The following is a 19,535-nucleotide window of genomic DNA, read 5'->3' on the forward strand; positions in this document are numbered from 1 at the left end:
ATAGGTCCCTTTTTAATCTTCTCTTCTGTTCCCCTTCTCTACCCAATCCATTAAAGTACGTCGTAATAACTTTTTGGCAGCATTTCGAGGGAGTGAATCTACAAAATAATACGCTTTCGGTAATTTATATCTAGCTAAGTGCTTTGTTAAATATTCCTGTAAAAAGACCTCTGTTACTCGAGCTTTATCGTTTGTTACGATGAAGGCAACCGGTGCCTGTCCCCATCTCTCATCCTTAACTCCTACTACACCAGCATCCAAAACTCCCTCCATTCCCTTCAAGGCAGATTCAATTTCAGCTGGATATACATTTTCACCACCCGAAATAATTAAATCTTTTCGTCGATCCAGAACATATAAATAACCATCACGATCAACATACCCAAGGTCACCAGTATGAAGCCAGCCATCCTCAAATGTAGAGGCATTCGCATCGGGACGTTTATAATAGCCTTTAGTTACCATTGGACCTTTTACGACAATTTCCCCAACCTCATCGACATTCGCTTGTTTCTTGTCTTTTATAATTTTTAATTGCGCTGGAAATAATGCTTTCCCTGCCGAACCAAGCTTAGTTAATGCGTCTTCAGCACTTAACGTAACAATTTGGGAAGATGTTTCCGTCATCCCATATGACTGAAAAACCGGTATCCCCTTTTCTTTACAGGCTTCTAATAACGATTGAGGCGCTGGTCCACCGCCAAGAAGCATACACCGTAGTGAACTAGGATACCGTTCATTACCTAAATCTCGTACTAAGGATTCCAAAGTAACAGAAACTACAGACATAATGGTGATTCCTTCGTTCATAAGCTCCCTTTGAACATCCTCTAGAGAAAAGCCGGTATGTAAATGTACTGGCATCCCATAAATGACACTTTTCACTAAAATAGATAATCCACTAACATGAAATAACGGTAATGCTGCTAACCATCGATCCTCTTCATGTAAGCCTAAGTTTAGTGCTGATGACGTAGCACTCCAGAAATGATTGCCATACGTTTGCTGTACACCTTTTGGGAAGCCAGTAGTCCCAGATGTATACATAATCGTAAAAACATCATCCAAATCCATTTCAATTGGAAGCTCAAAATTTTCTGGAGTTTGTTTACGAACCGTCCCGAACGAAAAATATTTATCTTTTGTCAACGGAAGGATTTCTTTTACCTTCTCCGCCAATTTATCTTGATAAATAATACTTGTGCTTTCCGAATCTTCATATTGAAAACGTAATTCAGAAGGAGTTAATCGGGTATTTAATAAAATCACCTTTGCTTGAAGATAGCTAAGTGCATGAATGGCTACAACCATTTCATAACTATTTTTCGATAAAAGAGAAATGTGTTCCCCTTTTCGTATCCCTAAACGATATAATTGACTTGCAAAGCAAATAGCATCTTCTCTTAATTGTTGAAACGTAATTTTCGTTCTATCAATCAACTGAATAGCTGTTCTATGTGGTGTTAAAAAAGCTCTTTTTTCTAACCAATGTGGTATGACAGTCATAAAAACACCTCCGATGCAAATAGTGATGGCATAATGTATCTATCCTTTTTATAATGGTATAGTATCCAATTTATTGTAGCAATAATTTGGTCTTAAAGCGGATTCTTAATCAATTATCAATATAGACTATCCTACAAAGGAGCTGTGTAATGGGATTAACAACGAAGCGCGTGATATGTTACATATTTGGTTTGATGATAATGTCTCTTGGAGTAACACTAACCATAAAAGCAAATGTTGGCGTTGGCGCATGGGATGCTTTAAATGTCGGACTATCCAAGTATGCCTTTACGGTTGGGTCTTGGGTTATTATTATTGGTGTTATTTTAATTGTGATTAATGCCGTTCTGATGAAACGAAAACCAGACTTATATGCCTTATTTACAATTGTCATAGTAGGCTTATATGTGGATGGATGGTTATTTGTATTTAAATCATTCCAAATGGATTCCTTGGTTTTTCAAGTTAGTTTGTTTCTTTTAGGCATGTGTGTATTAGCATTAGGGGTTACTATATACCTGCAAGCAAAGTTTGCCCCTAATCCAGTAGATAATTTGATGATCGCTTTACATACGAGGTTTCATATGAAGTTAGGATTAGCTAAAACAGTCGGGGAAGTTATTGCCTTTATCTTTGCCTTGCTTGTAAAAGGTCCAATTGGATTTGGTACTATCGTTATTACGATTTTCATTGGACCAATTGTGCAGTTTTTCTATCCTAAGGTTGAAGGGATCATTTATAAGGATAACTAGTACTTTTTTGAAATTTATATTTAAGTTTATCTTTTTACCGTGGCTTTCTTAGGATATGGTGGCATTATTCAACAGTATCTATTAGGATTCATACAACATCCTGCGCTTTTTCTAATAAAACATCATATAATTCCATCAAAACTTCATAAAAAATACCCTTATCGCATAAGTGATAAGGGTATTTTTATCGTCATTAAGGGAAACGCGGGAATTGTTTAAAGTCTGGCTTACGCTTTTCTTTAAACGCATCTCTTCCTTCTTTCGCTTCATCTGTTGTGTAATAAAGAAGTGTCGCATCTCCACCAAGTTGTTGCAATCCTGCTAAGCCATCCGTATCTGCATTGAAGGATGCTTTCAAGAAACGTAGTGCTGTTGGCGATTTTTCTAGCATTTCCTCACACCATTGAATCGTTTCTTCTTCTAGCTTTTCAAGCGGTACTACAGTATTTACTAATCCCATGTCTAATGCTTCCTGAGCATTGTATTGACGGCATAGATACCAGATTTCACGAGCTTTTTTATGTCCAACAATACGAGCTAGATAGCCTGCACCATAGCCTGCATCAAAGCTTCCTACCTTAGGACCAGTTTGTCCAAAAATAGCGTTATCTGCAGCAATCGTCAGGTCACATACAACATGTAATACATGACCTCCACCTATTGCATAACCAGACACCATTGCAACTACTGGCTTCGGCATAACACGAATTAAACGTTGGAGATCTAATACATTTAGTCTCGGAATATGATCGTCTCCTACGTATCCACCGTGACCTCTTACTTTTTGGTCTCCACCTGAACAAAATGCTTTATCGCCAGCACCAGCTAAAACAATTACTCCAATATTCGAATTGTCACGAGCACGAGTAAATGCATCAATTAGTTCTTGCACTGTATGCGGTGTAAAGGCATTGTGAACTTCAGGTCGATTAATCGTAATCTTAGCAATTCCATTATAAGATTCATATAGTATCTCATCATAGGTGCGTTCCGTAGTCCATTCTACTGCCATATGTAATCCTCCTTACTAACATTTATGTTTTTCCTCATTTAAAATGAAGTCACTAACTATTTTACCAAACTTTTGAGATTCTTCCACATGAACTGCATGTCCAGTCTTTTCAACAATGCACAATTTGGCATTGTTAAACTTTTTCAGCATTTGTTGATTGAGGTTCATAAACTTTTGATCGTACTCCCCAACGATTAAGAGAATAGGAACTTGCAAGTTATGTAAATGATGCCACCATGAGGGCTGCATACCAGTTCCCATATACCGTAATGAATCGGCTAAGCCTTTGTCAGTATGACTGAGACGCTCCATACGAATTTGTTCTTGTTTTTCCGTTGCCAAATTCTTTTGTGTTTGAAATAAAGGAATGCTTTCCCAATATTCTACGAAGGCGCGAATTCCTTCCTTCTCTAGAAAATCAGCCAATTTTGTATCATGCTTCACTCGTTCCTCCCGCTCTTTTTTTACTTTTAAGCCTGGAGAGGAGCTTTCTAATATTAAGGTAGAGACAAGATTCGGATATAAGCATGCAAAGGATAAAGCTGTTCTACCACCCATAGAGTATCCTAACACATGTGCTTTATCCAATCCTAATGCCGTTAAAATAGAGGCAATATCACGACAAACAGACTCCATCGTGTATGGTGTATGTACCTCCGTTTTTCCATGTCCAGGTAGATCAATAGAAAGCACATGAAAATGCTTTGCCCATTCTTCTTTACACGCATCCCAGGTATGTGACGTGCCCGTAAAACCATGTAAAAGCAGTAAAGGTGACCCTTTACCTGCTTGTTCTGTCCAATAATCATTATTGTTTACTTTCACAAACATGTGGATCACCCTAATAAAGTTACTATATTTTGTTCAATTATTGCCCATTCTTCCCGATGCCAAATTACATTTTCATTCCGATTGGTGTTTATTTCTAACACATGAATACCACCAGTTTGATAGGCCTGTTTTAACTCTTTTTCAAAGTGCTCCCAAGAAGTAATATTCGCGTAATGCCCTCCATACATGTCAACCACCTTCTCAAAGGATAGGTTCAACGGGGTCCCAAACAATACTTCAAAATGGCTTTTATCCTCCGCTTGTGGTAGAAAAGAAAAAATTCCTCCACCATTGTTGTTTATAAGAACAACTGTTATATCAATATTGTATTGGTTGGCGACAAGTAAACCATTCAAATCATGGTAAAAGGACAGGTCCCCAATAAGTAGCGTTACTTTCCTACCATGGGATGCTGTTCCGATTGCTGTGGATACAATACCATCAATTCCATTGGCACCACGGTTCCCAAACACTTTAATATCTTTATTCGTCGACATAAAGAAGGTATCTACATCACGTACGGGCATACTATTCCCAGTAAATAAAATGTGATCGTTATCCATTGCTCGTTGCATAATGGTTACAGCATGTCCTTCTGTCAGCGTTGGAGAAACATTTTCCCATTGTTTTCGAACTATCTCGTTCATAGTAACCCATAAGGATGTCCAACTTTGTTCCATTTGCATAGGATAGTTCGCGAACCGATGACAAAATTCATGTGGGTCACAATACACAAATTGTGTTTTTGTCATCGTAGGCTCACGATGTCCCGCATCTGGTTCGATGACAAAATGGGGAACGCCACGATTCTCCTTCAAAAAAAATAGATAAGGCTTCGACACTGGCATTGCTCCAAATCGAATGATAAAATCTGGCTTTACCTTGTCTCTTACCTTTTTACTTTTTAAAATGGAATCATATCCTTCAATTAACAAAGATTTATCATGTTCACCTGCGCGAAGCTGTGACAAAGGGTCTGCTAATACGGGAATGTTCCATTTGCTTGCAAGTAGAAAAATAGAATCCCTAAAGGTTGGATCCATTTGTGGTCCACAAATAATTAATCCTTTTTTCTTATTTTCTAGCTGTTCAATTATGGCTTCCACTTGTACATTTGAAACAACCTTATTGCCAGGATAATAGGAGTGATAGCCACTAATTGAATCCTGCCAAAGGTCTGGTAAAGTGAAGTCTGGAACAAGCGGCTCTCGGAATGGAAAATTCAAATGAACCGGACCTGCATTTTGGTTTTTCGCTTCAAACACAGCACGAGCAGCGATACTACGAACGTAGGAAAGCATTTGATTTTCTGCCTCAGGCATAGCCATTTCGTGATACCATTTCACAAAGCTACCGTACATTTTAATTTGATCAATCGCCTGGGGAGCACCAACATCTCGTAGTTCCTGAGGCCGATCTGCAGTTAAGACTACCAAAGGCACCTGACTCAAATGAGCCTCTACTATTGCTGGAAAATAATTAGCAGCTGCCGTACCTGACGTACATAGTAATGCAACAGCTTTCTGTTGCTCCTTTGCCATTCCAAGGGCAAAAAATGCTGCAGAACGCTCATCTAAATTTACCCAATGTTGAATTTTACTATGCTCAGCAAAAGTTAAGGCAAGAGGAGTAGAACGAGATCCTGGTGAAATGACTACATCCTCAATACCACATTTCACTAATTCATCTACGAAATTAGCTACATAGTAAGTTAAATGTTCTGTATGATTCATGATTCTCCCCCTAGTGCGTGTAGCATCGGTTTAAATTTCATTTCCGTTTCTGCATATTCTGCTTCTGGATCAGAATCTTTAACGATTCCACAGCCCGCAAATAAGGAAGCATCTTTTCCTTTGACTAATCCTGAACGAATCGCAACTGCAAATTCACCATTACCGCTAGCATCTACCCAGCCTATTGGAGCAGCATACCAGCCACGTTTAAGCGCCTCTTCATCCTGGATAAATTGAAGGGCTTTTTCTCGTGGTACACCACCCATTGCTGGAGTTGGATGCAGTCGCTCTACTACGTCCAAAATGGAATATTCAGGAGCTAGCTTACCCTTCACTGGTGTATATAAATGCTGTAGGTTTTTCAATTGATATAGAACAGGTGAATCTGGTACCGTTACTTCATCACAACATCCTTCAATTGCTTCTTGAATCATACGAACAACAAAAGCGTGTTCTTCACGGTTTTTTTCATCGGTTAATAGTTGATTTCCGATTTCCTCATCCTCAGCCATTGTTTCTCCTCGAGGTGCCGTTCCTGCAAGACAAGTAGACAATAATTCATTTGCTTCTACTTTCACTAAACGCTCTGGAGTTGCTCCTAGGAAACAGTCATCTCCACTTTCAATCGCAAATAAATAGCTATGTTTTTGCTGTTCTCTTAATTGAAGCAAAACAGTAGGTATACTAACTTCACGATCAAACTTCACCTTTAGTTCACGGGCTAATACAACCTTTGAAAATGTATTTTCACGAATCAATGAGGTCGCTTTACGAATCGTTTCTTTCCATTCGTCCTGAAGTACCGCTTCTTTCTTAATGATGGAAGCCTGTGTAAAACTTGGACGTTGTTTAGCTAATGTATTTTTGAATGCATCTAATTTGTTCACATACGTAAGCATTGAGGAAGACTCTTCTAGTTTTGTTGTATAAGTCAGATAGGCTTCATCTCCACGAATAGCTAGGAGAAATTCTGGTACAACCATTCGCTGCTTTCCAAAATTACGCCACTCCCTGCTCACTTCATTTGGATTAAAGGAAAAGCCTCCAAGTAATAAAGGACCTGTACCAGGCAATTTATATGGATTATCTACATACCCGTTTTGAAGTAGTGCATCCCATTGTTTTTCAATTGAGATATATGCATCTGCTTCATCCTTTATACATTCAACTGCACCTGCACCTATTAAACATAAACGATCATCAGGTGTTGTCCAAAAGAAACGAGTCCCTTTATAAGGAGCTATGTTTGCAAAAATAGCGATGGGATCATTAGTCAGATTTATCTTTTCTGTATAACTATATAAGGAATTAGAATATTTAGCGTTAAGCTTTTGAAATGCTCTCACTAACGATTCTTCTATAGGTTTTTGCTTCGTGTTAATCATTATTCTTTACCCCCAAAAGGAAGACAAGTTTTCAATCTATAAAAAATTGTATCATTAAAAAAACATACTATGCCATTTCCGTAAAAATGCTAAGCACCAATCTTTATTTTAGTACCTTTTTCGTTTATGCTCAAGCAAATATCCTTACCACCATTTCTAAACACTTCCATTATTACCTAGAACTATTGAGAAAGCGACCTTAGACATGCCTGAAGTAAGTATTGTTATCCAGGCAGGGAGAGAAGTTATTTTTATAAAATATAACGCTGTTGTATAATTATTCCATAAACAAAATGGGAGGAATACATATGGATCTTTCAAATACGTTAATGGCCGCACTGGGGATTGAAGTAGAAGAATTATCAGCTGAAAAAGTAATACTAACGATGCCAGTTGGCCCAAAGACGCATCAACCGATGGGATACTTGCATGGTGGTGCAAGTGTAGCCCTTGCTGAAACTGCAGCTAGTATAGGAGCTTTTCTTCATGTAGACCAAACAGAATATAATGTTTTCGGAATTGAAATCAACGCAAATCATATTAAAAGCAAGCGAGATGGAATCGTAAAAGGAATTGCAACCCCAGCTCATGTCGGTCGAACAACAATGGTCTGGGAAATCAAAATCATCGACGAACAAGGAGAACTCATCTCCATCTCCCGCTGCACAATCGGAGTTGTGAAAAAGAAGTAAGAGGGGTGCCTGTATATGGGGGTGCCTGGCACCACCCGAAATTTGTCGAACGCTGGCGAATTGCAAATAATTATTCTCCGTTTCTACAAATAAAAAGACGGTACTCCATAACGAAGTACCGTCTTTTTTATCTAATTAATTTAAACTTAGCCGTTTTTTCTCAATCCATGGTTTTAGCTTTATAAATAAAGGAACAAGTAATAAGGCAACTACTATTCCTTTAATCGCATTAAACGGTAATATACCTATAAATACAGTTGATAGCTTCACTGCTGGGAGCGCCATATCTGGTGCTTCCACAAACCAAGCATAAGCAGGTAACACAACGAAATAGTTCAATACGGACATTCCAATTGCCATAACAACTGTACTTGCAATTAAGCCAGATACCACACTCTTCACTGTTTTAAATTTGTGATAAAGAATACCCACCGGAACAACAAACATAACTCCAGCTAGAAAATTAGCAGCTACTCCAATAGGATCACTAACGCCTGTATAAATAAGATGTAATCCGTTTTTCAATCCCTCTACAATAATACCCGCAATTGGTGAAAAAATAAAAGTAGCCATAATGGCAGGTACGTCACTAAAATCAATTTTTAAATAAGGCGGTAAAAAAGGAAGTGGGAAATTAAGAAACATTAATAAAAACGAAATAGTGGATAAAATTGCTAAAATAACTAGTTTTAAACTTTTGCGTGATGAATTCATTATTCATCTCCTCCTCCATCTATTATAGTTCGATTCACATCTCGATGAAGGGAAGCGTCTGCCTTCTAAAAACAAAAAACCCTAAAGCTTATAGGGGCTTTAAGGTTTAAGATCATAGGCAAATAAAAGCATTTTTTGCCGATTCCATTCGACAAAAGGATACTTCGCTTCGCATCTTCTCCCATCCAGACTTTAACTGTCGGTCCTGGACTCGCACCAGGTCAGCTAATAGATACCTATTAGGTCACGGACTTAAAACGTACATGTACGTTTATCACCGTCGGTCGGGAATTGCACCCTGCCCCGAAGATGGAATCGTATTAAATTATACTCCTATTATAAATCAAATCTAATTAAGTGTATATTGTTTTGCTCAAATTATTCATTTTCTAGCGGATTTAACGATTCACTTCCTGTTAAATTCTCAATCATTTTAACTAATAATGCAATTTCCTCATCCATGTCTTTTATACTCGCTGTTTCCACAGGGGAATGCATGTATCGTAACGGCAGGGAAACTAGTGCTACAGGCACACCCGTACCAGTATATCGCATTTTATCTGCGTCTGTGCCAGTTTGTCTAGGTGTTAGTTCATATTGAACATCAATATTCAATTGCTTCGCAGCGTTCTGGAGCATTTTATTAATTTTGCGGTTAATTGGTGCCCCTTTTGCTAAAACAGGTCCTTTTTCTAATCGGATGTCCCCATGCTTCGCTTTGTCAACACCTGGATAATCGGTTGCAAATGTAACATCACAAGCAATTGCCATAGTTGGATTTACACCTGATGCTGCAAAATATGCCCCTCCCAAATTTGTTTCTTCGTTTACTGTACTAGCTGCATACACGCCAACATTAATGTTTTTCTCCGATAGTATTCTTAATACCTCAGCTACCATAAAGGCACCTGTACGATTATCAAGACCACGTCCGGAAAGATATCGATCCATTAGTAATTCCGGTTCTCTTTTATATACTGCAAGGTCCCCAATTTGTACAAAGTCTTCTAGCTCCGCTTTCGACTTCGCACCACAATCTATGTATAAATCCTCAAATTCTAATTTTTCTTTTACACCGCCGTGATGCTCTGCATTTGCTCCAATTACACCGGTGAACGTTTTGTTTTCACCCAATACAATCACTTTCATGCCTACTGCAACCTTTGGACTGATCCCGCCCATTTTACTAAAGCGTAAAAATCCATCTTCCTCAATTTTGGTTATAACAAAAGCAATTTCATCACAATGCCCAGCTAATAACACTTTAAATTCCGCCTCAGGATTTAACACGCCAATAACATTGCCTGCATTATCCGTACGAATTTCATCAGCATAAGGCTTTACATACTCCATCCATTTCTTTTGAATTTCCATTTCCATACTAGATGGGGAAGGGGTTGATAATAATTCGAGTAAAAATTTTTGACTGCTTTGATCCATAAAAAGTCCTCCTCAATTGAAGTTACAATATTTTTCATCATACCAAATTTTTTAATATATTACTTGTTTTCTTGTACAAACTAATACTATGTTTTCGATCTTTAACAGAAAGTTGAGGCCTATTTCATGATCTTACGATTACTTTGGCGGAGGTATTTTCAATTACCTCTACTATTACGATTATTAATTACTGTTCTCGTTGCTATGTTATTTTTTGGGACTATCATTCATTTTATAGAGCCAAAGCAATTCCCTACCATTTTCGATGGCATTTGGTGGGCATTTGTAACCGGATCCACTGTAGGCTACGGGGATTTCGTACCGATATCAACAATCGGAAAACTAATCGGTATTTTAATGATTTTAACTGGTGGCGGGGTGTTAACCTACTATATGGTTACTATATCAACAGAAACTGTTCGACGGGAGAAGGAGCTAGAACAAGGAAAGACAGCATTTAAGGAATGCGACCATATTATTTTAGTTGGATGGAATGAAAGAACTAAGCAACTAATTAAAATGATTAAAGACTTGGTTCCAAACGATGACGTCGTCTTAATCGATAATACACTAAGAGAATCTCCACGAAAAAAAAATTACCATTTCCATTTTATTAGAGGAGACGCGTCCCACGATGAAACATTACAAAAAGCAAATATCCAAAAAGCGAAGTGTATTGTAATTACAGCCGATCAATCAAAATCCGAAAGACAAGCTGATCAATTAGCCATTTTAATGACTGTTGCGGCAAGGGGCTTAAATCCTAAAATATCAATCGTTACTGAAATTTTAACAAGTGATCAAATCGCAAACGCCAAACGAGCAGGAGCTAATACGGTAATACGATCGAATGATTTTATGAGCACATTATTTTTTCATGAAATGTATCGTTCTGAACCGATAAAGCCCTTTGATGCAATAGTAAAACAGCTTGAAAGTCAACAATATAATGAATATGTATTACCAAATACTTTAATTGGTACCTCGTTTGTAGAATGTTGTACGATTTATGGAAAACAAAACGAATTATTAATTGGGATTATTCGAGAAGGAAAGATTATGATCAATCCTCCTTCTCAAATAAAACTCCAAGAAGATGATCATTTAATTGTACTCACACCGTTACGTAAGTAAAGCACCTTCCACTCTTTTAATGATTTCATTCCCTTTCTCCACATATTCATTAGGAACATTTGTATCTGGATCTTTTGGAGCTTGGAACTGATTGATACTTGCAGTGAAGTTCCCAATCACTGCTTCCTCATCTGTTCCACTTTCGTATTGGTGACCTAAGATGAACGGCGCCCCCATTCGTACTTGTGCCCCTGGCTCATCTAATTGCCCTATTTCTGTGCGAAATGGAATACGTAAAAAGTAATACGTTCCATCATTGGTCATTTGATAATCGAAGTATCCATGGTCATATTCCCAATTACTTCCGATCACAAAGCCAAGTGATTTTAATTTCAATTCTAAATCATGTAATCGATAAATTTGATTTTCAATTGCTGATTCAATCGGTTTCATATTGAACTCCTTTTTTTCTCTTTTAGGATTATTGTATCCTCCTCTTATTTTCACATGAGCGTCAAAACTTATCCCCATTACCGGAAAAAAGGAAAAATGGAAGGACTTTGTCTCATCAACAAAGTCCTTCCATCAAGAATTATGCTTTAAATCGTTTCTCTAGCTCTTCTTTTTCCTTTTCATAACCTGGTTTACCTAAAAGGGCAAACATGTTTTTCTTATATGCTTCCACTCCTGGTTGATCGAAAGGATTCACACCAAGTAAGTAACCACTAATTGCACATGCTTTTTCAAAGAAATAAACCAAATATCCAAATGTATATGCATCTAATTGAGGAACCTCTACGATTAGATTCGGCACTTGACCATCTGTATGTGCTAGTAATGTCCCTTCAAATGCTTTTTGATTGACGTCATTAAATGTTTTACCGACTAAATAATTGAGACCATCTAAGTTCTTTTCATCTTCAATCATTTCTAGATCTTCTTTCGGCTTTTGCACCTGTAATACGGTCTCAAACATTTGCTTGTATCCATCTTGAATATATTGGCCTAGAGAATGCAAATCAGTTGAGAAATTAACAGATGCAGGGAAGATACCTTTTTGGTCTTTCCCTTCACTTTCCCCAAACAATTGCTTCCACCACTCAGCGAAATATTGCAATCCTGGCTCGTAATTTACTAAAAGCTCGATCGTTTTACCTTTACGATATAAGATGTTACGAATCGCAGCATATTGATAAGCAGGATTTTCCATTAAGGAATCTGTGCTTAATTCTTGCTCTGCTTTTTGAGCACCTTCCATAATCGCTTTAATATCTACACCTGTAACTGCAATAGGCAGCAAACCTACTGCTGTTAAAACAGAATAACGACCACCTACATCATCTGGAATAACAAAGGTTTCGTATTCTTCGTTCGTTGCTAATTGTTTTAAAGCACCTTTTTCCTTATCTGTAGTAGCAAAAATGCGATTTTTCGCTTCTTCTTTCCCATACTTATCTACCATAAATTTTTGAAAAATACGGAATGCCATCGCTGGTTCTGTAGTGGTACCACTTTTAGAAATAACATTTACCGCAACGTCCTTACCTTCTAATAAATCAAATAATTCTTTTACATATGGTCCACTAATATTATTACCAACAAAAATCACTTGAGGATATTTACGCTGTTCTTTTGGTAACAGATTATAGAAGGAATGGTTTAACATCTCCATTGCTGCTCTTGCCCCTAAATAAGAGCCACCAATACCAATAACAAGTAAAATATCCGAGTTTTGCTGAATCGATTTTGCTGCTTTTTCGATTCGCTGAAACTCTTCTTTATCGTAATTAGTTGGTAAATCTAACCAACCCAAAAAGTCATTACCTGCACCATTACGATTATGTAGTAATCCATGAGCAGTTTTCACTGCACTTGTCATATACTCTAATTCATGCTCCTCGAAAAAGTCCCCAGCATAATCATAGCGAAAACGAATATGTGTCATTTGCTTTACTCCTTTAATTACATGTTGTTAAATATTGTCTACTTTTTTCGTTTGTATTATAACACACGAAGACGAAACCCTAATTTAAAAACTCTTCCCTATCAGTTGAAATCACCTTTGCTCATATGAGTAATTATAAGGACATTTTTAAAATGGTTTCGACGTCTTGTCTTTCGAGCTTTGTAAAGTTACCAAATGGCCCGTTTAACATAGCACGATCAACCATTACATCCAGCTTCGAATCATCAATCTCGTAGTCGGCAAGCTTTGATGGCGCACCAATAGAATTCCAGAAGTTGATTAACGCATCAATACCTTCTAAAGCAATTTCCTTATCCGTTTTACCAGAAGGACTTATATCAAATACGCGAATGGCAAATTGCTTAAAACGCGCAACATCAACATCTACATTATGCTTCATCCAATTTGGGAAGATAATCGCAAGACCTCCACCGTGTGGAATATCATACACCGCTGACACTGCATGCTCTATATTATGAGTTGCCCAATCACCACGATAGCCCATTTGCAGCATACCATTTAAGGCAATGGTACCAGCATACATAATGGTTTCACGATGATCATATGAATGTAAATCTGCCAATAATTTTGGTGCTGTTTCAATAATTGTTTTTAGAACTCCTTCACACATTCGATCTTGCACAGGAGACAATGTAGCCTGATGGAAATATTGTTCTAAAATATGAGACATCATATCTACAATCCCATAAACGGTTTGGTTTTCCGGAACGGTATACGTATGCTCTGGATCCAATATGGAGAATTGCGGGAACAGTAGGGGGCTACCCCATCCATGCTTTTCATTTGTTTCCCAATTGGTAATAACAGCACCAGAATTCATTTCTGACCCAGTTGCAGCTAGTGTCAATACCGTACCAAATGGGATTACCTCTTGTGGTTTTGCTTTTTTTGTAACTAAGTCCCACGGGTTTCCATCATACTTTGCTGCTGCACTGATTGTTTTCGTACAATCAATAACACTACCTCCACCCACTGCTAATAGAAAATCAACGTTTTCTTGCTTACATATATCTGCACCTTTGATTACTGTTGTTAAACGAGGATTCGGCTCGACGCCAGACAGCTCCAAAACATCGATGTTTCTTGACTTCAAATATTGCAAAACTTGCTCATAAATTCCATTTTTCTTGATGCTTCCTCCACCATAAACAACTAAAACTTTCTGAACTTCGGCAGGGATCAGCGTAGGTAATTTCTCTAACTCGCCTTTACCAAAAACGAGTTTTGTTGGATTATAAAACATAAAATTTTTCATATGTATACTCCTTTCCAAACGATTTTCATTCTTATTATCAACTAAAGTTGGTAAAATTACAAAGAAAGACACAACCGAAATCGGCTGTGTCTTCCTACTTAATTACGAAATGTTTCTTCACGATCTTTTGATTGTTTAATCCAGTCCTCTAACTTATCTTTAAGGGTATTAAATCCAGCTGGAGAAGTGGATTCTTCTTGCGCAGCTTTTGCACTAGCTTTTGGTTTATTAGAAGGTTTCTTTGTTTGTTTCGGTGCTTCTTCTGTTGCACGAATGGAAAGAGAATATTTTCCTTCGCTTTCATTAGCACTTAACACTTTTACTTTCACTTCGTCCCCAACATTTAAATGCTCATTAATATCCTTAACAAAACCATGGGTCACTTCGGAAATATGAACCAATCCTTGTGTTTCCTCATCTAAAGATACAAAAGCACCATAAGGTTGAATTCCTGTAACTTTTCCTACTACAACGTCCCCAACTTGAAATTTTTCTGCCATAACGAACAACTCCCGACTTATTTTCTCTTTTTATATATACGCATTTAATGATTTTAACACAAACAGTAGTGACAAGCAAAAAAAGTATTATATAAAAAGGTTATTTAAAATTGGTTGATATCCCTCTCCCATATTTTTTTCTATTCTACTGTAAACATACGTAAGAACATTGTCGAACACTTTTTTATAAAAAAGTGGATTTACATGTTTAAAAATTATTGGAAACGGTAATAGTATTACTGTTAAGACTTTCTCGTATTCCCCCTGTGTAGCAAAGCGTTAAAATACGCTTTGCTCTTTTTTTTGCCCATCCATCCAATCGATAAAATAATTTTCAATTTTTCTAAGTATTTAGTAATATGAAAGACAAGAATATAAATAAAGGAGGGTTACGATGTCCGAAATTTTTCATAACCAATTAGATCGAAAAAATACCCGATCTGTTAAGTGGGATTTAGTGGAAGCCTTATTTAAGGATAAAGAGGTACTACCAATGTGGGAGCGGATATGGACTTCCCCACAGCACCTGCAGTCGAGGAGGCTATTATACAACGGGCGAAACATAATGTTTATGGATATAACGTTACAGATGATCTCTTGCATCAATCCATCCAGCAATGGTTAAAGAAACGACACCATTGGGAGATTGAATCGGATTGGATAAGCTATAGTCCTGGTGTTGTTACATCCTTACATATGATTGTACAAGCGTTAACAGAGGAACAAGATAAAATTCTCATTCAGCCTCCAGTGTATCCTCCGTTTTACGGTGCCATCGAAAAACATGGACGCACTGTCGTGAAAAACCATTTACAATTACATAATGGAAGATACACAATTGATTTTCGGGATTTCGAACAAAAAGTAATGGATAAACAAGTCACTATGTTTATCCTATGTAGTCCACATAATCCTGTGGGAAGGGTTTGGGAAGAAGAAGAGTTACGGAAAATGGCTGAGCTATGTTCTAAGCACAACGTAATCATTGTTTCCGATGAAATCCACGCTGACCTTACGTATTCCAATTATACACATAGGCCAATAAGCTCTTTACAAAAAGAAATTCAGGAAAATATTGTGACGTGTATGGCTCCTTCTAAAACGTTTAATTTAGCAGGCTTACAAGCATCCTACATTATTACACCAAATAAAAAGTGGAAAGCAAAAATTGACAAGCAATTTTTAAGCCAAGGTTTACATGGTTTAAATACATATGGGATTATCGCCATGGAGGCAGCGTATTTAGAGGGAGAACAATGGTTAAACTCCTTACTTCAAATTTTAGAGGATAATAAAAATTATGTAATGGAGAGCTTCCAAAAACACACCGACAAAATAAAGGTAATCGAACCAGAAGGTACGTATCTTTTATGGTTAGATTGCCGAGACTTAAAGCTTGATAATACCGCTTTAAAACAATTCTTTCAAACCGAAGCAAAAGTTGGATTAAATGATGGAGCCTCTTTCGGTGATGATGGGGAAGGCTTTATGCGAATAAATATCGCCTGCCCTAAACCTATTTTGGAGGAAGGTGTTACCCGGATTTTAAAGGCATTAGAGAAGAAATAAGCTAAAAGGTCTGGTCAATATATACAAAAAGCATGCGAAGCATATACGTTCGCATGCTTTTCCTTTATTCTTCCTTTTGTGGCCCATCATCTATTGGGTTGGACGGGGATTCGGATTTATCGTCTTCCTTTAATGTGATCTGACCACATGCAATTCGCGCTCCAGAATTTCCGGATGGTTGTGTCATTCCATCATCTAGTCCTTCCGTAATAACAAGTGATGTGCCCTCTCCTTTTAACAAGGAATATTTATCATCCTTTAACGAAGCCTGTTGTACCGTTACTTCTGTTTCTAACTTCCCTTTATCATCAACCTCTACATTGGGCAAATCTCCTAAATGGGAGCCTTCTGGGTGCATAAGCCCATGTAGTTTAGAGTCTGGATTTACATGATTACCTGCAGATTTAAAATCAGGACCTTCACACTTCGGGAATTCATGAATATGGATTCCATGCATTCCTGGAGGGAGTCCAGCAAGTTTTAAGGCAACTTTAACACCATCTGGTTGATCCGAAAGTGTTGCTGTACCTACCGAATCTCCATCAGGATTATATACGGTAATTTCCATTGGTGATCGCGTGTTGTCGGTACACGCTGTGAGAAACATAATAATACTTAGAAGGAAAGATCCTAATACTTTCATCATATTCAACTTCCTTTCTCACCTTCTTCCAACGTAGTTTTACCAAAAAGGACTCAGTTTATGAAAAACAACTTCTAAGGTATATGATTTGGGTGATTCACTTTCTTTCTAAAGATTGATGAATTCCGATTGCTATGTGACTGATATTTTATATATTCAACCGGTTTGCGTTCTTAGACGCTCCCTATGTGACCGGTTTTTACTCATTCATCCTGTTTCGGGTTCATAGGCAACCTCTAGCGGACCAGTTTTTACTCATTCATCCTGTTTCGGGTTCATAGGCAGCCTCATCAATAATGAAACGAGCAAGAGCTTTATATCATCTAAGTATTCCAGCCAAAAGTAACAAAAAAATCCAAACAAGTTACAACACTTTATTGAAAATGCTGTAATTTGCTTGGATTTCATTTAACTTATTTAGTTACCCTTATCTTTTTCACTAGTAAGCATTTGCTTCGAATACTTTTGCTCGATTTGTTTTTCCTCTTTTTTAGAAGCTTTAATAATGATACGAAAAACAAGTATTGCTGCTATCGCAAAAATAGCCATCATAAACAAGGAAGGTATATAATCTGTTTTATCCTCTGGAAAGTAAAGAAAATCCATCATTATGCATCACACCTTATTAGATTTACAAATATTATTATACTTACCAATACAGCCTGGAAAATGCCGATTTTTATTATTCTATATTTATTATACTAATGAAAAATGTAATTTACCAAGCTAAACGATTGAAATGCCAAATATTAACTTGGGACCTTTAAATCCTTTTTCGGTTTTTTTTGAGGCTTTCCATAGATAAGATTTGTTATTTTTGGTGCTTTTTCAAAAATAAGCAATCCAATAAAAGCGGATGCAATTATGTATACACCGGCAAATACTTTTATGACCCCGGTTGCAATACTAGCGATAACTACAGAAAACTCTCCCCTAGCACATATAGATAGACCAGCTCTTAAAGATAACCGTTTCGAGAGGCCATATAGACGGCCGCCTATTACCCCCACCAACACTTTGGCGATAATAGACCAAATTATAATTGTGATTAAAAAACCTATCATCGGAACACCATTACCAAATTCAACGGTCGTTCCAAAATAAATAAAGAAGGTAGGCAACATTAGATTTTTAACCGGCTCAACTGTATGTTCAACTTTTTCAATTTTATTAATTTCCGCTAACATCATACCTGCCAAAAAGGCGCCTAAGACTTCTGATAGCCCAAGGAATAACGCAAGTCCTCCATAAGCTAATGAAATACCAATTAACAAAGCAATTTTAAAATCTTCATCGGCAATTTTATCCAAAAAGTTCTCAAATCGTCTAAATAACGTTTTGCTTAGGAAAATGGCACCTAATGTTAAGGCTATTATTTTTCCTAACAAGAACAGAAAATCAAGAGAAGTAAAATCCCCACCAGCACTTAATCCCATTAAAACAGCAACGACAATAGGCGCCACTATGTCCTCAAAAATAAGCAATCCTAATATGAATTCTGTTTCCCTATTCGCCATTCGGCCTGTGTCTTGTAATTGTTTAGCTGTTATAGATGAACTGGTAGCATAAACAATACCACCAATTAAAAATGCCGTAAAAAAGTTAAGATTAAAAAGGAGACCCAGCAAAAATACTACACCTAAATTCAGGAGGACATCTATTAATCCCGCAGGCCAGATTTTTTTTGCAATACCACCTAATCGTGATAAATTAAACTCTAACCCTAAGAGAAAGAATAATAAGACAATACCAATTTCACTCGCAAAATGTAATAGTTCATTGTGGGATAAAGCACCAGCTAAAACAATACCGAATAAAATGTAAAGAATAACACTAGGAATCTTTATCTTTATACTTAAGTACCCGAGTAGGAATATACCTAATAAGATAAGACCGGCAATGAGTAAGCTTGGGAGTTCAATGGACAACTGACATCATTCCTCTCCTTTACAAAACGCTTCGACAAGGGATACTTGATCTTTCTTCCCCATCGTCATAATTAAATCTCCTGCTAGTAATACAGTACTTGGCTCTGGAGCAGCAATAATATCATCACCACGTACAATACCCATTACGGTCGCACCGGTTTTTTGACGAATGTCAGATTCCTCTAAAGATTTATTAACAAGCGGAGAGGAGTCTTTTAATTTGATCCAGTCCATTATGATTTGATTTTTAAACAATTTTATCTTATCAGCCTCAACCGGTTGGTATGTTGCACCTAATAATTGTGCACCAAGTTCTCGTGTTTCATCCGCGGTTAAGTCCATTGCAAAATCTGCTTCATCATTTTCCGCATCCTCAAAGAAGTACAATTCACGCTTCCCATTATGATGCACAACTAATACAAGCATGCTCTCTTCAGCTGTAATAAACGTAATTTTTTGCCCAATTCCGGGCAATGGCGCTACAGAAATATTCATCGTAACAAATTCCTTTCTA

19 protein-coding genes and 1 riboswitch are annotated in these 19,535 nt (G+C 37.3%); of the genes, 4 read left to right on the forward strand and 15 right to left on the reverse strand.

Annotation, left to right across the window (positions count from 1 at the left end; genetic code table 11):
- Positions 1 to 12: 12 nt before the first annotated feature.
- Positions 13 to 1,506 (reverse strand): o-succinylbenzoate--CoA ligase, encoded by a 1,494-nt coding sequence (locus C1A05_RS12075; RefSeq protein WP_102028496.1) that lies wholly within the window; start codon positions 1,504 to 1,506, stop codon positions 13 to 15.
- 149 nt (positions 1,507 to 1,655) lie between these two features.
- Between C1A05_RS12075 and C1A05_RS12080 the strand changes: the two genes are divergently transcribed.
- The gene (locus tag C1A05_RS12080) at positions 1,656 to 2,258 is read left to right on the forward strand and encodes a YczE/YyaS/YitT family protein (RefSeq protein WP_102028497.1); all 603 of its coding nucleotides are present in this window, start codon (positions 1,656 to 1,658) and stop codon (positions 2,256 to 2,258) included.
- A gap of 193 nt (positions 2,259 to 2,451) precedes the next feature.
- Here the strand turns inward: C1A05_RS12080 and menB are convergent, their stop codons facing one another.
- From menB to C1A05_RS12100, 4 genes are read right to left on the reverse strand one after another with little or no spacing between them, the layout of a single operon-like run.
- Positions 2,452 to 3,270, reverse strand: coding sequence for a 1,4-dihydroxy-2-naphthoyl-CoA synthase (menB, locus tag C1A05_RS12085; RefSeq protein ID WP_102028498.1), 819 nt, complete (start codon positions 3,268 to 3,270; stop codon positions 2,452 to 2,454).
- Between the two features lie 15 nt (positions 3,271 to 3,285).
- On the reverse strand, positions 3,286 to 4,101 hold the full coding sequence (gene menH, locus C1A05_RS12090) for a 2-succinyl-6-hydroxy-2,4-cyclohexadiene-1-carboxylate synthase (RefSeq protein ID WP_102028499.1): 816 nt from the start codon (positions 4,099 to 4,101) through the stop codon (positions 3,286 to 3,288).
- Positions 4,102 to 4,106: 5 nt separating this feature from the next.
- Positions 4,107 to 5,834 (reverse strand): 2-succinyl-5-enolpyruvyl-6-hydroxy-3-cyclohexene-1-carboxylic-acid synthase, encoded by a 1,728-nt coding sequence (gene menD / locus C1A05_RS12095; RefSeq protein WP_102028500.1) that lies wholly within the window; start codon positions 5,832 to 5,834, stop codon positions 4,107 to 4,109.
- Positions 5,831 to 7,219: an isochorismate synthase gene (locus C1A05_RS12100; protein ID WP_102028501.1), complete on the reverse strand. Its 1,389-nt coding sequence runs from the start codon at positions 7,217 to 7,219 to the stop codon at positions 5,831 to 5,833. Before C1A05_RS12100 ends, menD begins: the two co-directional genes overlap by 4 nt.
- 308 nt (positions 7,220 to 7,527) lie before the next feature.
- Between C1A05_RS12100 and C1A05_RS12105 the strand changes: the two genes are divergently transcribed.
- Complete coding sequence (locus C1A05_RS12105) at positions 7,528 to 7,911, forward strand: hotdog fold thioesterase (RefSeq protein ID WP_102028502.1); 384 nt, start codon at positions 7,528 to 7,530, stop codon at positions 7,909 to 7,911.
- 135 nt (positions 7,912 to 8,046) lie between these two features.
- On the opposite strand, the gene C1A05_RS12110 is transcribed toward C1A05_RS12105, so the two are convergent.
- On the reverse strand, positions 8,047 to 8,625 hold the full coding sequence (locus tag C1A05_RS12110; RefSeq protein WP_102028503.1) for an ECF transporter S component: 579 nt from the start codon (positions 8,623 to 8,625) through the stop codon (positions 8,047 to 8,049).
- A gap of 169 nt (positions 8,626 to 8,794) precedes the next feature.
- A riboswitch (FMN riboswitch) is annotated at positions 8,795 to 8,940 on the reverse strand.
- A gap of 63 nt (positions 8,941 to 9,003) precedes the next feature.
- Entirely contained in the window at positions 9,004 to 10,065 is a 1,062-nt protein-coding gene (locus tag C1A05_RS12115) for a M20/M25/M40 family metallo-hydrolase (RefSeq protein WP_102028504.1), read from the reverse strand.
- 126 nt (positions 10,066 to 10,191) lie between these two features.
- On the opposite strand from C1A05_RS12115, the gene C1A05_RS12120 reads away from it, so the two are divergent.
- Positions 10,192 to 11,199 carry a potassium channel family protein gene (locus C1A05_RS12120; protein WP_102028505.1) on the forward strand — a complete coding sequence of 336 codons (1,008 nt, stop codon included), beginning with the start codon at positions 10,192 to 10,194 and terminating at the stop codon, positions 11,197 to 11,199.
- On the opposite strand, the gene C1A05_RS12125 is transcribed toward C1A05_RS12120, so the two are convergent.
- The 4 genes from C1A05_RS12125 to yugI all read right to left on the reverse strand — a co-directional run bounded on the left by C1A05_RS12125 (position 11,188) and on the right by yugI (position 14,881).
- Positions 11,188 to 11,592, reverse strand: a complete 405-nt coding sequence (locus C1A05_RS12125) for a YugN-like family protein (RefSeq protein ID WP_102028506.1) — start codon at positions 11,590 to 11,592, stop codon at positions 11,188 to 11,190. The two genes, C1A05_RS12120 and C1A05_RS12125, sit on opposite strands and share 12 nt — an antisense overlap.
- A 139-nt stretch (positions 11,593 to 11,731) precedes the next feature.
- Positions 11,732 to 13,084: a glucose-6-phosphate isomerase gene (locus tag C1A05_RS12130; RefSeq protein ID WP_102028507.1), complete on the reverse strand. Its 1,353-nt coding sequence runs from the start codon at positions 13,082 to 13,084 to the stop codon at positions 11,732 to 11,734.
- A 133-nt stretch (positions 13,085 to 13,217) separates the two neighbouring features.
- Complete coding sequence (locus C1A05_RS12135; protein ID WP_102028508.1) at positions 13,218 to 14,381, reverse strand: iron-containing alcohol dehydrogenase; 1,164 nt, start codon at positions 14,379 to 14,381, stop codon at positions 13,218 to 13,220.
- A 98-nt stretch (positions 14,382 to 14,479) separates the two neighbouring features.
- Positions 14,480 to 14,881 carry a S1 domain-containing post-transcriptional regulator GSP13 gene (gene yugI, locus C1A05_RS12140; RefSeq protein WP_102028509.1) on the reverse strand — a complete coding sequence of 134 codons (402 nt, stop codon included), beginning with the start codon at positions 14,879 to 14,881 and terminating at the stop codon, positions 14,480 to 14,482.
- Between the two features lie 507 nt (positions 14,882 to 15,388).
- Between yugI and C1A05_RS12145 the strand changes: the two genes are divergently transcribed.
- Positions 15,389 to 16,450 carry a MalY/PatB family protein gene (locus tag C1A05_RS12145; RefSeq protein WP_306373260.1) on the forward strand — a complete coding sequence of 354 codons (1,062 nt, stop codon included), beginning with the start codon at positions 15,389 to 15,391 and terminating at the stop codon, positions 16,448 to 16,450.
- 64 nt (positions 16,451 to 16,514) lie between these two features.
- Here the strand turns inward: C1A05_RS12145 and C1A05_RS12150 are convergent, their stop codons facing one another.
- The 4 genes from C1A05_RS12150 to C1A05_RS12165 form a co-directional block, all read right to left on the reverse strand.
- A complete protein-coding gene (locus tag C1A05_RS12150) occupies positions 16,515 to 17,096 on the reverse strand; it encodes a superoxide dismutase family protein (RefSeq protein WP_102028510.1) in 582 nt (193 codons plus the stop codon).
- A gap of 414 nt (positions 17,097 to 17,510) precedes the next feature.
- Entirely contained in the window at positions 17,511 to 17,702 is a 192-nt protein-coding gene (locus tag C1A05_RS12155) for a hypothetical protein (protein WP_102028511.1), read from the reverse strand.
- 140 nt (positions 17,703 to 17,842) lie between these two features.
- The gene (locus tag C1A05_RS12160) at positions 17,843 to 19,021 is read right to left on the reverse strand and encodes a cation:proton antiporter (RefSeq protein WP_102028512.1); all 1,179 of its coding nucleotides are present in this window, start codon (positions 19,019 to 19,021) and stop codon (positions 17,843 to 17,845) included.
- A 6-nt stretch (positions 19,022 to 19,027) separates the two neighbouring features.
- On the reverse strand, positions 19,028 to 19,516 hold the full coding sequence (locus C1A05_RS12165) for a cation:proton antiporter regulatory subunit (protein ID WP_102028513.1): 489 nt from the start codon (positions 19,514 to 19,516) through the stop codon (positions 19,028 to 19,030).
- Between the last annotated feature and the right edge of the window lie 19 nt (positions 19,517 to 19,535).

This window comes from Salirhabdus sp. Marseille-P4669, assembly GCF_900240405.1.
Taxonomy (GTDB): Bacteria; Bacillota; Bacilli; order Bacillales; family Alkalibacillaceae; genus OEQK01.